Genomic DNA, 14,744 nt, shown 5'->3' on the forward strand with positions numbered 1-14,744 from the left:
GATTGAAACATTCTAATGCACGATTGACGATCGCTATAGCACGGTCAACACCAGCACAAAAACCTCTTGGATTGGCCAACACGATTTCCATAACAACCTCTCTCATCATCTGAATATTTATGCCAAGCTATTTCGTTTAGCAGCACGCTACACTACAATAGCCAAGATATTTTATCATATCAGGAAAAATATCATGTCGGGTCTATTGTTTGTCGTTTCTGCGGCATCAGGAACAGGCAAAACATCTCTCGTAAAAGCCCTACTAGATCGAGTCAGCAATCTACACGTTTCTGTCTCACATACTACACGCGGACAGCGCCCTGGTGAGCTTGATGGTGTTCACTATCATTTTACTGATACTGAAACATTTTTAGCACAAGTAGAACAAGGTGGTTTTATTGAGTACGCTGAAGTATTTGGTAATTATTACGGCACATCTCAAGCAAAAGTAAAAGAACAATTACAACAAGGTCATGATGTTTTACTCGAAATTGACTGGCAAGGTGCGGAACAAGTTCGTCGCCTTTTTCCTGAATCAAAACAAATTTTTATTCTCCCTCCAACCCAGTATGACCTAAGACAACGTCTTTCAAATCGTGGTACGGATTCAGTTGATGTGATCGAACATCGCCTCAGTTGTGCAGTTGAAGATATGCGCCACTTCGCTAGTTTTGACTATGTCATTATCAATGATGATTTCAACAAGGCTGTGCATGATCTCGAAGCAATTATTACGGCAAATCGTTTAGTCACTTTGCAACAAAGCAGTCGCCATCAAAAGTTGATTGAAAACTTAATTACACTCAATCGCGAATAACTTGAGTCTTGAGCAAAAGCCTTTTATACTATTTAGTCTTTTCAAGTGTAATGTTCAAACGAGACAACTTATGGCACGTGTAACCGTTGAAGATTGTTTAGACCATGTAGATAACCGCTTCGAGTTGGTACTGGTAGCGAGTAAACGTGCACGTCAATTGGCACGTCAAGGCATGGAACCAACTGTTGAGTGGGATAATGACAAGCCAACAGTCGTTGCATTACGTGAAATTGCGATTGGTCATGTAACAAAAGACATCTTAAAACAACGCGAACAAGACTACCAAACATCAAATCTTGATATGGTATTGTCTACAAATTCTTTGAATTTAGAAGGATTTACATTTTAAGTAAATCTGCTCGCATAAAGAAGCCCAATGTGAAGACACTGGGCTTTTTTGTTTATTGAAAATTTGGATTCAAATTGATAAAAGCAATCGGTTTAATTGAAAAAAATTCATATTTTTTCCAATGAACAAATTGACAAGTTTATCAATATGCTTTTCATTAGAAGCTAAGCAATTCAATATCGAAATTTAAGTTATATAGGTGTTTTTTATGCCAGGCGAAGAGGTCAGCCAAGCCAAGCAACAACTCAAAGTCATCATTGAAGCCTATCTCAAAGATAGCGAAATTCAGTGTGTGCTTGCTGCCTGTGATTTTGCCGATTTAGCGCATAGTGGTATCACTCGAAAAAGTGGTGAACCTTATGTACTGCATCCTATAGCAGTAAGTTGCATACTTTCACATATGCGCTTGGATGCCGATACTTTGATGGCAGCCTTATTACATGACGTTATTGAAGATACCGCATTTACCAAAGATGAAATCGGACAAAAATTTGGAATAGTTGTCGCCGAATTAGTCGATGGTGTAACAAAATTAAGCCACTCCAGTGATAAAGAATATAACAAAGCTGCTTCTTTCCGAAAAATTCTGCAAGCAACCTTACAAGATCCTCGTGTCATTATTATTAAATTAGCCGATCGTTATCACAATATGACGACCTTGGATGCTTTACGCCCCGATAAAAGAGCACGTATTGCACAAGAAACTTTTGATATTTTCGTACCGATGGCACGTTTGGTTGGTATGAATGAGATGGCTGATAACTTGGAACATCTCTGTTATCAAAATCTTGATCTTGATATGTTTAACGACGTACAAGCAGCCCTACTTGCAACAAAACCAAAGCGCTGTGAATATCAAACAGTATGGGAACAAAAACTAACTGATTTATTAAAGACATACGACTTAAAAGGCCGTATTAAAAAGAAAAACAATAATATTGAATTGCTACGCCATTTTGTAAAAAATGAAATAGACTTAAATGAATTAAGCCACAGCCATGCCTTTGAAATTATTTTAAACAGCATTGCTGATTGTGATCGCTTCGTCGATGCACTCAAAGAGAACTTCCAAGTTTTACAATACAAAGATCACATCCGACGTCCACTTCCAGGTGGCAACCAATCGTTAATGATCAAATTAAAAGGTGAAAAAACTACACTTTCACTCACCATACAAACCGAACTTATGCGTAAAGCCGCTCGCTTTGGTGTGGTTTTAGGTGAGAACGCGCCTCAAGCTTGTCGTTCAGCCATTCAAGCCTCTATGCAGAACTTGAACACCCTCATTGATGGAGAATGCGCAAAAACTACTTTTAGTGATTTGCTTGATTATTTACATCAAGAAAAAATTTGGGTATATACACCTCACGGGCAGTTACATGAACTACCACAGGGAGCAACTGTTGTAGATTTTGCCTATTCTGCCAGCTTATTTTTAGGTAATCATGCTGTTGGCGCAAAGGTTGATGGTGAAATTCGTCCTTTATCGACACCTTTACACAGTGGACAGGTTGTTGAAATCATTACTGATGTCCTCGCCACCCCGAACCCAGATTGGCTGAGTTTCATTAATACGCAAAAAGCTCGACGTGCTCTCCAAAACATGCTCCGCGAGCAAGACATCGATGAACAACGTCTTGTTGGTCAACAAGCTCTTAATCGCGCACTAAAACTTTTCCACCGCTCAATAGATGATCTTTCTCAAACGGATTGGATTAATGTATTGGAGTGGCGTCATTTAAGTAGCAAAGATACCTTATTTGAGCAAATTGCAGTGGGCGACTTATTACCTCAACTTGTTGCGAATCATTTATTTGCGCAAGATCATCATACACAGCACCAAGCAACATCAGACCGTTTGATCTCAGGCACAGATGGTGTCGATGTCAAATATGCACACTGTTGTAATCCTGTTCTCGGTGATCCAATTCAAGGGCATTTATCTCGAAGAGGATTAATCGTCCATCGTTCACGCTGTCGTAATTTACTACATGAGCAGCATCTTCATCCTGAAAATATTATGCCCCTACATTGGCAAGCTGAAGAAGTTGATGATGTTCGTTTTAGCGCCTATCTATGCATTCATATGATGATGAATGATGAACAAATTTCTGATCTGATCTACCAGTGCCGAAAAGCTAAAACAGGCGTAGAAATGGTGGAATCACAAGATCATAAAACTTACGTCAATATAGTCGTCAGTAACCGTAATCAGATCGCGCAAATTATCCGTGATTTACGAATGCATTTTGGATTCCCACGAATAGAACGCCTCAATATGCCAATTGTGCAAACTGAAATTGCAAAAGCATAAAATCTAATACTTATCCTCACTAGCAGATATAAATCATGACAATAATCGACTGCGACTCAGCAGTCGTAGGCAGTTTCGTGGGCGATCTTTTGTGTTAAAGTCACATTGTTTTATGATAAAAACGACATAGGAGAGCTTAATGTCACGTCAAGTAATTCATACTGAACATGCGCCAGCTGCGATCGGAACGTATTCTCAAGCAATTTTAGTCGGTAATACGCTTTACCTTTCAGGCCAAATTGGCTTAGACCCTTATAGTATGGAACTTGTGGATGGAATCGAAGCTCAAATTCGTAGAGTATTTGACAACCTAAAAGCTGTATGTACTGCAGCGGGTGGAAGCTTAGCAGATATCGCAAAACTCAATATTTTCCTTACAGATTTATCTCATTTCCAACTTGTGAATCAAATCATGGGCGAATACTTTGCACAACCTTACCCTGCTCGTGCAGCATTGGGGGTTGCTAGCCTTCCCAAAGGTGCATTGGTTGAAATGGATGGCATCGTTATTATTAACCAATAATCTATAAAAAAATTAAATACTTAATTAATAAATTGCATTTTTAATTGGTCATCAATCTCGCGAGGAATTCCGTGTATAACTCGGATTTCCTCTCAAATGATCTTTTTTTATTCAAATTCTCAATAAGAATATATTCACTATCAGAATGAAATTCATTGACAAACGATAATAATTATCAATAATATCAATTATCGCATTAATATTTGTGGATCACTCCCATGTATGTTTGTTTATGCCGTGGAATCACAGACCAAGATATCAAAGACGCTGTTGCAAATGGCGCTGAAAGCTATCGTGAAATTCGTGATTTACTCGACTTAGGCACTTGTTGTGGTCGCTGTGTTCCTGAAGCTCGTTCAATTATCAATGAAGAACTCGCTGAAATTGCAGCACGTATTTCTGTCGCTGCATAACTCCTTTCAAATATTTTAATAATAACCCTGCTTTAACTACCACTATTAAAATTAACTCTTTCTTTAACCTTCTCTATGCAAATGAGACTCACATCTTCTGCTTTTGATTGTGATTTTCATTTGCCGTTCAATAAATTACTCGCGCCAAATCCATTTGTTGATTAATATAATGTAAATTGCCTTAGCGATTAGGGCATTACTGGATGTTTACGGAGTAAGTGCAATGAAAGGCAATCGTGAAGTCATTAATCAATTGAATCAGGTGCTTTATCACCATTTAACTGCGATCAACCAATATTTTTTACACTCGCGTATGTTCAATGATTGGGGAATTGAAAAATTAGGTTCAGCTGAATACAAAGAATCTATTCGCCAAATGAAACATGCTGATAAGATTATTGAACGCATCTTGTTTCTTGAAGGTTTACCAAATCTGCAACACTTAGGCAAACTTTACATCGGACAGCACACAGAAGAAGTCCTAAATTGCGACATTCGCAAAGTTAAAGAAAATATTGAAGCACTCAAGCAAGCTGTAGAGCTATCAGAAACGCAACAAGACTATGTAACACGTGATTTAGTTCAAGAAATTCTAGAGAAAGAAGAAGAATACTGGGATTGGTTAGATACTCAATTAGATCTTATTGAAAATGTTGGCATTGAAAACTATATTCAAAGCCAACTTTAATACATATAAAAAAAGAGCGACTTAATGTCGCTCTTTTTTATCATTTAGACTATTGATTTAACTCAATAATGTCAGCCAAACTCACATCTTTTTTATACAAACGATTAAGTATGTAAAGGTATTTCTCAGCTTCCTTATTTTGCTGATTGTAGACCAATACTTGTGCAAATTTCTTCAAGTTATACGGTGTCGCCTTATTCTTCACCATCTCAGCAAATTCACTTAACTGCGCTTCAGAAAACCTTATTTTAGGATCTAAGGCTATCCAATCTAAACGCTTCTGAAATTGTGTTAATAATAAAATTCTTGAGCTACCCAATATTTCTTCGGTAGGTTGTTTACCTTTAAAGATAAGACGACTGTTATCCTGAAACAGTTTGTAATCCCGCCAGATCAACAAAAGAACAATGACACTGATCAACCATACACAACGCACGACATTTTTTTTAATGGTAATACCTTTTAATTGCGGTGTTTGTGCTTGAATAAGCCCCAGTAAGAAACCCATTGGCAACAGAAAATACGCATAACGCTGCGGGAACTCCAACATAGCATGAATCAAAATCGCACAAACCATCATAATCGCGATAATTGAGGTACTATCTTTTGCCGTCTTGTTTAACCATAACAACCATAGAGATAAATATCCAACAATCAAAACACCGAGCGGAACACCATTCCAAATTAGAAGATCAAGGATAATATTGTGGGCACTATTAAACCAAACTTGAACAGTATTGAACTCAATACTCTCAACTACAGCAATACTTGTTTGATTCCAGCCATAACCAAACAAGGGACGCTCTGCAATCGCATGCAAAATTTGCATCCACATGCCTAATCTTTCATGTCCTGAACCTGCTCTTTGGACAATAGATGCTGTATGAGTCACTCCCGTATCTAAATGAGAGGTCATAAATTGTGTCAGATATGGCAGTAAATAGCCCGCAATCAAAAAATACAATGAAGTCCATAGAAGCAATTTCGGGAAGTTGAAGCGCGGATTATTTTTATGTTGTTTATAAATCCAATAAAAAAAGAAAAATATACAAACAATCCATGCTGTTCTTGATTGAGTCAATGCAATTGTAAATAGTAAGATTAGAGAGGAAGGAATAAGTAACCATAGGGATGCTTTTCTTTTCTCATATAGATAAAGCCCCCCCATCAGCCCCATCACCAAGAATGTTGATAAATTATTAGGTTGCCCAAAATTGGCAAATGGCCTACTAGTTTTCAATACCATAACACCAGGAATGTATGATTCTAGATTTAACCATTGAACTATTGCTATAAAGCTACTCAATAATCCAGCAACCAAGACAAGTAAGCTAAAGCCAATCATAAGCTTTTCACGATTTTCAGCCTGTTGAGATAAGCTATATCCACATAATATCATCAGCCAAAATGTAAAAAGATAGGCAGAACTTAGAAAGGCAACACTTAAATCTACTATTAACCCGGAACAAAACTGAAGTAGCGGCAATAAAACAATGCCCAACATAAAAATTTGCGGGCGTGGAATCTTAATTTCTTTCGTTAAAAACAAAGTGACTATAGCAAGCGCAGCGCCAAAACTTGCAAGTTCACTTGAAAAAGTTACCCAAGGATAGGTATGAAAAGGCGAGAGCCACCCGAATGTTATGAGTACACTTGCAATTATTAAACAGAGGATTTGCATACTTTAAGGGGGGGAATAGAGCTTTGACGCATTATACACCGAAGCTCTTTTCTACAAATTAAAATCAGAATCCAAGAATCAAATGATTAATTCCATGGACGCAGATCTACAATTTTTACGACTTCGCCTTTTTCTCTATCGATAAGAACCGTCATATCCACTGCATTGGCTTTCAAAGGTACAAAAGCTGTTGCTTGAGGGTATCTAGCTAATGTTGTTTTTACAACTTTTGGATCGTTATAATATTCTAAATATTTCAAATTTTGTGCACGTTGCTGTATTTGAGGTTTAACTTTTTCTAATGGTACATAACGCTCAGGTTTTTGAGCGATAGAAATACCACCAAAAACTTCAGCAAACATTTCATCATTACGCACATGATTATTTTTTGCAAATGTCACACCTACAAACTGCGGTTTAAACCAAGATGTCTTCTGATATCGTGGTGATGTATTTGCAATACTTTCTTCAAAAATCTCATTTTTTCGGATAAGTTCAAAACGATCAACATGATAAGCCAACCAAACAGGTCGTCCTTGTTCGATAGTATATACACCATAACCTAATGCTGAAAACTGAATCAAAATAACAATGATTAAATCAATTTTTAGAGTCTTTTTATTCTCTTTGTAAACCAAAAAACCCAAAATAGGACCAGCAATAACATCAATCACGAGCATCATCAAAAAAATTTGAGTTACACCTACGGCTTTTGCAAGTGGTACTTGATACCAAAGAAAGAAGACAACCCCCATTACCACTAAAACAATGAAAAAAGAAGCACTTAAGTGGCCAAGAAAGAATTTTATACGTTTTGACATTTTTAGATGAATACAACTCATATGATATTTCTAGATGAAGACAACCCATATGATATTTTAATCTATTCTATTTATCTATTCATTCGATCTGAAAACAGTATTTTTCATCTACGTACTTACAAAATTTAAATCTCAAGAAATTAACAGAAAAAATTTCTATTCCAAATCGAATATTTACCTCAATATACTTATATTTACTTTATGATCTAGATCATAACTCCCCTCTCATTAGATAAAGGAATTTTTGATGAGTCCCAATATTTTAAAAAAATACAAGCAGCTCTCGCTATGGTGTGTTGCATTACTGAGTTTTATCGCATTTTCAAGCCGTGATCTTTATTGGGTTCATACACCATACGATGCTTGGCGTATTTATGAAATTATAATACTCTGTACATGGACGATTTTATTATTTTTTATGAAAAACCCGAAGACTCTTCATTTTAATAAAAACATTTCAAATCTATATTTTTATAGTCTTATCTTTTTATTTTTTTTTTCTTGTCTTGCCATATATCATGCACAATACTGGCAAAGAGCAATCGTTGATATTTCTTTATATTTTTTACTTATTACTTCAACATATACATTAGCAAACCTTTTTAAGAAATTCCCAATAACCACGCAACAAGTATCTGCTTGTTTAGCCATTTTACCTTTATTATGTTTATTATTTTTACCCTTTGCACTATATCAAAAAATACAGGGAAATATTGCTGTATGGCATCAATCCTTTCCAAATATCCGCGTTTTTGATGATGCTCTATTACCTTGTTTATTTTTATTATGGTTTAGACCTGCATGGCTCTCCTATCAATCAAAAAAAAGTAAGTTATATAATTTTTTAATTACAAGCCTAATTTATTTTACCTCTACCTTATATCTACTTTCATTTTTATTTCACGGTGCACGATCTTCTCTTCTTTCTATTAGTATTTCAGTTTTTATAGGTATTTTTTTATACAAAGATTGGAAGAATTTCAAAATTCCCTTATTTAGCCTTTTAATTTCAGGTACTATTTTTTATACTTTGACCTATATGCTCTCAATCAACAATTTAGGAACCTCATATCTAGCCCGCTCAGGCAGTTCTGGGCGCATAGAACTATGGGAAAAGTGTATTTTAGTTTGGAAACAGCATCCATTTTTAGGAATCGGTGGTGATCATTTTTCTCTTGTAAAACCTTTTTATTTAGTGGCACATCCACATAACATACCACTACAGTTTCTGGCAGAATGGGGCATAATTGGCATCATCACCATGCTTTTATTTATGCCAATTATTTATAAAATTTTTAAAAATATACAGCAGATTCCAAGTATCATCTTTTCTGCAAGTATTGCAATAAGCATTAATTCACTTCTTTCAGGTTCAATGGTATATCCAATCAGTCAAGTATTAAATATATGGATTTTTGCTTATCTTATATCTTATTTACTTTTCAGCCCGCTAAAGCAAACTTCATCTCACCCTATAAATACCTTACTTAAATACATTGCGATGATTGCGATGATTGCAATGATTGCGATACACGGGCAAGATATCGTTTGTAACAATTGCATCAGTATCGACTGGGAAGGCGCACCACGCTTCTGGGATGCTGGTCGAACATTACATCTCGTTCCATTTGATATTGAAAAAATAGAGGAAATCCCCACACAATATTAATCTATTCTACAAATACTTGAGAGTTGTCAATTTTTGTCATAAAAACTGACAGCTTTCTACACTTTTACTTCAAAATATTTCTCAAAATATTCCCATTATCAGAAAAATACAACAAAATTAATAATAAACATCTGAATAATAATAATTTTATTAAATGGAATAAATATTGCATTCATATCAGGAAGTTTACTGCTCTAGGGAAATATCATGAAACAACGAGGATTTACGCTTATCGAACTTATAATTGTTATTTTAACCTTAGGAATTTTGACCTTCGTTGCACTTCCAGCATATCAAGATTATATGGCAAAGGGTCGTGCAACAGCAGCTTTCCATGAGATTTCTACCGGGAAATCATCTTATGAAATTATCGTTAATCATGGTTATAGAACAATTAGTACCGCATCAGATATTGGTTTACCTTCAGACACCGATTTTTGCCAAATTAGCGTAAATAACCCTGATAACACAGGTACAGCAACTAAAGCCATAAGCTGTACATTAAAAAATACAATAGGTTTTTCTTCCAATGCTGAAATTTATATCAGCCGCTCAGCAAATGGTATTTATAGCTGTGATACAATAGGTTTTCCAGAAAAATATAAACCAAATAGTTGTTCATAAATTCAAGAATCCAATTAATTACTCCCACTCTACCTCCCAATGGCTTTGTTGCATAAAGATTTTAAAAATGGAGCTTTTCCTAATTGCTCTAATTTAAGTGACGACTTGGGTGTGAGGTCTGCCTAATTCCGTAAATTTATTTAATACGGCTATACGTGCATGGATTTCATTGACCTGACTGTCAAAACTCCTTGCACTGAGTTTATCTCCCAATAATTTGATGCAATGCATCTTGGTTTCGACCAAACTACGTCGATGATAACCAGACCACTTTTTCCAAAGTGCTCTTCATAGACGTTTAACTGTTTTCAATAATTCATTTCTCTCTAAAGATCCCGATTTCCTATCTTTCCATGGCCTTGCATTTTTTCTTGGAGGAATTACAGCATGAGCATGACGATCTGAAATCACTTGTCTACACAATTTCGTGTCATATACTCCATCTGTATAGACAGAATCAATGCGCTCATCAGATGGGATTTGATTCAGCAGGTCACCCAAGACTTGTGAATCGCTGACATTGTTTGTCGTGAGCTGAACTGCACGTATCTAGAGAGTTTTGGTATCTATACCAACATGCAGTTTACACCATTGTCGACGATATTCAGGCTGATGTTTCTTGCGTTTCCATTCACCTTCACCTAAAAACTTAAGGCCAGTTGAGTCTACCAATAGATGTAGTCCTTCATGATTTTTTTGATAACTGATCGCAATATCAATATGTTTTTGTCTTCTACAAAGCGTGGAATAATCTGGAGCGATCCAATCTAATCCACAGAGTTTAATGAGGCTCTGAACAAAACCTGTGACCATACGTAAAGAAAGTCGAAATAAGGATTTAATCATTAAACAGCATTGGATAGCTGCATCAGAATAGGTTTGATTGCGTCCACGTTTGTCTTGTGGTTGAGCATACCATTGAGTAGTAGGATCAAACCAAATTGATATGTTTCCTCGATTGATCAAGGCTTTATTATAAGAGCACCAATTCGTTGTGCGGTAGACTTTAGGTATAGACTCATTCATTTGTAAATTATATTGCTGAATAAGCCGTTATGAATAGGTTTGTGCAAGAAAACCGTTTTATGACTGTAAATCACATATTGTGATGAATCAATCGGATGAGACCGTTAACTCAGTTTTATACAATGAGAAATATTATTGATATTAAAATAGTTGAAAAATTAGTCACAGGATTTAAATCAAAGTTATATGCTGATATTAACTATTTCATTTAAGAGATAAAAAGTAGGTTAAGAGATTAAGGAGCTGATTGATGAAATATCAACCAAAGAACATGAAGTCTATTAACCTATAAAAACTGAAAAGTATCACTTAAAGCAAGACGATAAAAAATGAAAGTCATTGTTAAGGGACAATACAATTTAGTTAGGAGTATAGCTAACATTATTTCGGTATTTTAAGTAGGATTATACTTCTTTATTTGCATATCGACTCCCCCATCAATATAAGACAATCATACACATTATGAAATCATTGACTTAAACAGGAACTGATAACTATTAGTTACCCAAAATTATATAAACTACTGTACAAAAAACGCATCTAAAGATGCGTTTTTTACATAACCTAAAACTTATGAACAAGCACCTGGTTTATATTTAGCTTCTAAACCACCGCCAGTTGAACAAGACCATAAACCTGTTGTAGCATCACGGTTTAAAGCAAGTGTTTTACCATTGATTTTAGTCGCATTACCATTTTTAAGCGTACATTGAATACCAGTGAATGCTGGTGATGTACCCAATAGGGCAACGTTACAGTATTGACCACCAGCTGCTGTTACACCAATAAAGCCTGCATCGGTAGAAGTAAGAGAAGGAAGTTTACCTTCATTTATTGCAATCTCAAATTGAGTCTTAGCAGGTGAAATTTCAGCTAAACCTGAAGTCGCCTGAGATTTAGCAATGTAATCTTGATACGCAGGAATCGCAATAGCAGCCAAGATACCGATGATTGCTACAACGATCATTAATTCAATAAGAGTAAAACCCTTTTGCATTGATTTCATAACATTTCTCCAATGTATAAATTTTTTATAAGCTTTTATTAGCTACTTGTATTCAGCATGTTCTATGCCAGTCCTTAGCTTATCGAATTTTAACCCAAAAAAACAGAGACTTAAAACATTATTCAGCATGAACAAAAGCCCTTCTTTTTTGACAAAAAAAAATAATAAATGACAAAATATGTCACTATCTCCCAAACCTTATATCCAACCCAAGGTGTTTTTATAGCTTTTTTAGTGATTTTCGCAATTAAAAGAGAATTTAATCACAGAGTTTTACTTATCTTTTTTTCTAAAAAGTGATGAATAAATAGACCATTTATCGGAAGATAAACGGTCTAATCGAAATAGGTTGAATTGATTTTTGATAAAATAGCTTAATAAAGGTTCAATTTAAAATATATGGCTCGTTTGGGAGCTCATTGTTCACTTCACTTTTATTGTTTTTACCGTAAAAGTCATCAAGCACCGTACCAATCTGCTCCACTCCATGTTTAACAGCAGCTTGATATTGTTTCGCAGTCAAAAAGCTGATCATTTCCTGACAGATTTTATTCCAAATATGTGTTTGTGTTGCATTCTTCAAACCACGATCAATCAAAATCTCAACTTTACGCTCACACAAATTTAAATAAAGCAGCACACCACTATTCAACTCGGTATCCCACACACCTAATTCTGCAAAGAGTTGCTGCGCACGTAAACGTGTATTTTGGTAATAAGCTTGTGAACATGGTATATGACCTTCAATTACCACCTGAATTTCGCCTACATGACCTTTTTCTGCTTGCTGTACTGCTCTGGCGATCTCTTGTCGATCCTCTTTATTAAAATACCGATGTGCCGATGAAACATAAAAAAAATGCTTTAACCAGCGTTTTGCACTAGGTTGTACAGCTTCATCTAGCTTTGGTTGCGTAATAATTTCTGTTGTATCTGTTTTAGTTACCATGATCCTGATGCACCTCCCCCTCCAAAGCTACCACCACCACCGCTATAGCCACCACCACTACCGCCAAATCCTCCACCTCCGCCTCCGCGTCCTCCACTAGACAAGAAAGCTTGAAAAATCAGTTGAGCAAGTGATGTGATTAATAAAAAGAAAATACCCACGCCTAGCAGCAAACTCATTAAGAAACCTGCACCATTTACCAAACCTGCAACTGTTGCAGCAACAGCAGCAGTAGATGCACTTAATCGTTTACCAACAATGAACGATCCTATGACACCCGCAATTAAAATAAATAGCGCCATGGTAAGGGTATTATCTTTTGCTTGTTGTGCTTGGATTGCCTGCTCATGTCGCTCTTTGAGCTCTTGAGCAGATTGTTGAGCGATCTCTGGATCAAGATTCACAATACGGGTAAGCTCATCCAAACCTGACGAAATCCCTTGTGCATATTGACCTTGTTTAAAATAAGGCGTGATCTGATTTCGAATTATTCGACTCAATACTACATCAGGTAATACACCCTCCAAGCCATAACCTGTCAATATTTGAATTTTACGATCGTTCACCGCAATCGCCATTAACAAACCATTGTCACGCTTGGCTGAACCTAATTGCCATTTTTCGCCTGTACGCAAAGCAAAATCAAAAATGGCTTCTTGTCCTGTCGTTGGCACAATAATTACACCGATTTGAGCTTTGCCTTGTTGATATAAACTCAGAATTTTTTGGTTAAGTTGCTGTATTTCAGCCTCACTCAATACCTTAGCTTGATCAATAACAGGCTGATTTAAAGTTGGTAAACCTCGAATTGATTCACCATCCTCCATATCATTGGCAACTTTTGGCAATACGGGTGCTTGTGTTGACTGCGATGATGTAGAGGTATTTTTCTGCTGATCTTGAATGATTTTTCCAGCAACAATCACATCACTGTGATCTGTTGCGGTTGCAACCTCCGCCCAAACGGTATGCTGACAACAAAGCAGCGCAAAAAGAATAATAAGAATATATTTAATTTTTTGCGTTGGTTTTATCAACATACCTTACTCCTTATAGATCTAACCAGTTTCAGATCTTAATTAAATGAAACTGTCGGAGCTTGCTGTGCGGATTGTTCTGCTTTGAAGTTCTCTTTGGTTTTCATTCCAATGACTTTTGCAGTCATCACCTGTGGGAACTGACGTACATAAGCATTGTAATCTTGAACAGTCGTGATATAGCGATTGCGAGCCACAGCTATACGATTTTCAGTACCTTCCAATTGGGCTTGTAAATCACGGAATTGCTCGTTGGCTTTTAGGTCGGGATAATTTTCAGAAACAGCTATCAGACGAGACAATGCACCCGTTAATTGACTTTGTGCTTGCTGGTATTTCTCAAACAAAGCTGGGTCTTCTAAAACTTCTTTATCAACTTTTAAACCCGCAACATTCGAACGTGCTTGAGTCACCTCTGTAAGCACTTGTTCCTCATGTTTGGCATAACCTTTCACGACATTAACAAGATTTGGAACTAAATCAGCTCGACGTTGATATTGGTTTTGTACCTCTGACCATGAAGCACTCACAGCTTCATCTTTCACTTGCAACGTATTATAACCACAACCCGTAAATAACAATGTGCTTGCCAATACCGTTGCCAAAGCGGTGTGTTTGATCATTTTCATAAAAATTTATCCTCAAGTTTTTCTTTATATTTTTGCGATAATTCATTGTAGTGAGATTTTTTGCTATCTGTGTAACATTTATTTAAGTTGATTTATTTTTAGATTAAAGTAAGCGTCCGCTGAACACACCTTATGAATTCATCCTATAAGCCTTAATTTAGTCCCCACTTAAAAACAAGTGGGGACTAAAATTTATGA

At 36.1% G+C, this 14,744-nt stretch carries 15 protein-coding genes and 1 pseudogene; 8 read left to right on the forward strand and 8 right to left on the reverse strand.

The genetic code is table 11. The features are described from left to right. Nucleotides 1–91, reverse strand: a 91-nt coding sequence (locus A2003_RS06195; protein WP_286686991.1) for a hypothetical protein, incomplete at its 3' end; no start/stop codon positions are given. A 102-nt stretch (nucleotides 92–193) separates the two neighbouring features. Here A2003_RS06195 and gmk point away from each other — a divergent pair. From gmk to bfr, 6 genes are all read left to right on the forward strand, one after another. Continuing rightward, entirely contained in the window at nucleotides 194–817 is a 624-nt protein-coding gene (gene gmk, locus A2003_RS06200) for a guanylate kinase (RefSeq protein WP_099947996.1), read from the forward strand. Nucleotides 818–887: 70 nt separating this feature from the next. Beyond that, nucleotides 888–1,166 (forward strand): DNA-directed RNA polymerase subunit omega, encoded by a 279-nt coding sequence (gene rpoZ, locus A2003_RS06205; protein WP_004909577.1) that lies wholly within the window; start codon nucleotides 888–890, stop codon nucleotides 1,164–1,166. Nucleotides 1,167–1,374: 208 nt separating this feature from the next. After that, on the forward strand, nucleotides 1,375–3,480 hold the full coding sequence (locus A2003_RS06210) for a RelA/SpoT family protein (RefSeq protein ID WP_286686983.1): 2,106 nt from the start codon (nucleotides 1,375–1,377) through the stop codon (nucleotides 3,478–3,480). A 139-nt stretch (nucleotides 3,481–3,619) separates the two neighbouring features. Next, entirely contained in the window at nucleotides 3,620–4,003 is a 384-nt protein-coding gene (gene ridA, locus A2003_RS06215; protein ID WP_004964563.1) for a deaminase RidA, read from the forward strand. 218 nt (nucleotides 4,004–4,221) lie between these two features. After that, a complete protein-coding gene (locus tag A2003_RS06220) occupies nucleotides 4,222–4,416 on the forward strand; it encodes a bacterioferritin-associated ferredoxin (RefSeq protein WP_004909583.1) in 195 nt (64 codons plus the stop codon). Nucleotides 4,417–4,639: 223 nt separating this feature from the next. Then, nucleotides 4,640–5,104 (forward strand): heteropolymeric bacterioferritin subunit Bfr, encoded by a 465-nt coding sequence (bfr, locus tag A2003_RS06225; RefSeq protein ID WP_004909585.1) that lies wholly within the window; start codon nucleotides 4,640–4,642, stop codon nucleotides 5,102–5,104. A gap of 49 nt (nucleotides 5,105–5,153) precedes the next feature. Here the strand turns inward: bfr and A2003_RS06230 are convergent, their stop codons facing one another. After that, nucleotides 5,154–6,785: a PglL family O-oligosaccharyltransferase gene (locus A2003_RS06230; protein ID WP_286686984.1), complete on the reverse strand. Its 1,632-nt coding sequence runs from the start codon at nucleotides 6,783–6,785 to the stop codon at nucleotides 5,154–5,156. Nucleotides 6,786–6,871: 86 nt separating this feature from the next. Continuing rightward, nucleotides 6,872–7,606, reverse strand: coding sequence for a TfpX/TfpZ family type IV pilin accessory protein (tfpZ, locus tag A2003_RS06235; protein ID WP_286686985.1), 735 nt, complete (start codon nucleotides 7,604–7,606; stop codon nucleotides 6,872–6,874). Between the two features lie 247 nt (nucleotides 7,607–7,853). Between tfpZ and A2003_RS06240 the strand changes: the two genes are divergently transcribed. Together A2003_RS06240 and A2003_RS06245 are read left to right on the forward strand one after the other, a co-directional pair. Further along, nucleotides 7,854–9,275: an O-antigen ligase family protein gene (locus A2003_RS06240; RefSeq protein ID WP_286686986.1), complete on the forward strand. Its 1,422-nt coding sequence runs from the start codon at nucleotides 7,854–7,856 to the stop codon at nucleotides 9,273–9,275. Between the two features lie 207 nt (nucleotides 9,276–9,482). Continuing rightward, entirely contained in the window at nucleotides 9,483–9,899 is a 417-nt protein-coding gene (locus tag A2003_RS06245) for a pilin (protein WP_286686987.1), read from the forward strand. Nucleotides 9,900–9,992: 93 nt separating this feature from the next. Here A2003_RS06245 and A2003_RS06250 read toward each other — a convergent pair. The 5 genes and pseudogenes from A2003_RS06250 to A2003_RS06270 form a co-directional block, all read right to left on the reverse strand. Further along, nucleotides 9,993–10,925: pseudogene (locus A2003_RS06250) on the reverse strand (IS5 family transposase). A gap of 571 nt (nucleotides 10,926–11,496) precedes the next feature. Next, on the reverse strand, nucleotides 11,497–11,922 hold the full coding sequence (locus A2003_RS06255) for a pilin (RefSeq protein WP_502685949.1): 426 nt from the start codon (nucleotides 11,920–11,922) through the stop codon (nucleotides 11,497–11,499). Nucleotides 11,923–12,316: 394 nt separating this feature from the next. After that, on the reverse strand, nucleotides 12,317–12,880 hold the full coding sequence (locus A2003_RS06260) for a TPM domain-containing protein (RefSeq protein ID WP_286686989.1): 564 nt from the start codon (nucleotides 12,878–12,880) through the stop codon (nucleotides 12,317–12,319). Continuing rightward, nucleotides 12,874–13,920, reverse strand: coding sequence for a TPM domain-containing protein (locus A2003_RS06265; protein WP_286686990.1), 1,047 nt, complete (start codon nucleotides 13,918–13,920; stop codon nucleotides 12,874–12,876). Before A2003_RS06265 ends, A2003_RS06260 begins: the two co-directional genes overlap by 7 nt. Nucleotides 13,921–13,955: 35 nt before the next feature. Then, on the reverse strand, nucleotides 13,956–14,546 hold the full coding sequence (locus A2003_RS06270; RefSeq protein ID WP_004951564.1) for a LemA family protein: 591 nt from the start codon (nucleotides 14,544–14,546) through the stop codon (nucleotides 13,956–13,958). Nucleotides 14,547–14,744 lie beyond the last annotated feature (198 nt).

It is taken from the genome of Acinetobacter sp. GWC1_38_13 (assembly GCF_001767535.1).
In the GTDB taxonomy this organism is placed as follows: domain Bacteria; phylum Pseudomonadota; class Gammaproteobacteria; order Pseudomonadales; family Moraxellaceae; genus Acinetobacter; species Acinetobacter junii.